Raw genomic sequence first — 1,060 nt, 5'->3', positions numbered from 1 at the left:
GGAAAACATCACCCGGCCCGGTCGGCCGCCGAATGATCGAGGAATTGCTGCCCACGTCGGTGGCCGTCGCCGAGGCGTTCGGTGACCCCGCCGTCCCGCCCGCCCTGTTCCCCGAAGAGGCGGCATGCGTGGCCAATTCGGTGCCGGCACGGCAAGCGGAGTTCGGTACCGTACGGGCCTGTGCCCGTGAGGCGCTGGGACAGCTCGGACTGGGACCGGTGCCCATCCTGCCCGGAACCCGTGGCGCTCCCCGATGGCCCGCCTCGGTGGTCGGCAGCATGACGCACTGCACGGGTTACCGCGCGGCTGCTGTGGGGTTCGCCGACGACCTGGTCGCCGTGGGCATGGACGCCGAGCCCAACCGGCCGCTCCCCGACACGGACGTGCTGGAGGCGGTGACGATCGCCGAGGAGCGGGTGATGCTCGCCGGGCTCGCCGCCCGCCGTCCTGACGTGTGCTGGGACCGGCTCGTGTTCAGTGCCAAGGAGAGCGTCTACAAGACCTGGTACCCCCTCACCGGCCAGCCCCTGGACTTCGACGAGGCCCGGATCACGGTGGACCCGGATACGGGCACGTTCTCCGCCCGTCTGCTCGTGCCCGGCCCCATGGTGGCCGGGACCCGCCTGACGGGTTTCAACGGCGGGTGGCTGGCCCGCCAGGGCCTGGTGGCCACAGCCATAGCCGTCACGAGCGATGCGACGCGGGAGACGTCATGACCGCCCCCGCCGTGACGGAAGCCGCGCCCACCCCTGCGATATGCCACCTGGAATGCGACAAGGAGAACCGTCGTGCGTGAGTCTGAGTCGAGGCAGCCGATCGAGCCGGTGTACGGCCCTGAGGCCCTGGCGGACTGGGACGCGGCGCAGAAGCTGGGCCTGCCGGGCTCGTACCCCTTCACACGCGGTGTCTATCCGTCGATGTACACCGGCCGCCCCTGGACGATGCGCCAGTACGCCGGTTTCGGCACGGCGGCCGAGTCGAACGCCCGTTACCAGCAGCTGATCGCCAACGGCACCATGGGCCTGTCGGTCGCCTTCGACCTGCCCACCCAGATGGGCCA

2 protein-coding genes are annotated in these 1,060 nt (G+C 70.7%); both read left to right on the top strand.

Features of this window, described 5'->3' with window-relative positions:
* A partial coding sequence (locus ACZ5CR_RS47175; protein ID WP_468870238.1) for a 4'-phosphopantetheinyl transferase family protein occupies window positions 1-716 on the top strand: 716 nt, incomplete at its 5' end.
* 72 nt (window positions 717-788) lie between these two features.
* Window positions 789-1,060: methylmalonyl-CoA mutase family protein (locus tag ACZ5CR_RS47170; RefSeq protein ID WP_468870237.1), on the top strand; the 272-nt coding region annotated here is incomplete at its 3' end.

The sequence above is a fragment of the Streptomyces sp. NPDC031274 genome (assembly GCF_055570235.1).
This window is presented reverse-complemented; position numbering and strand designations above follow the sequence as displayed.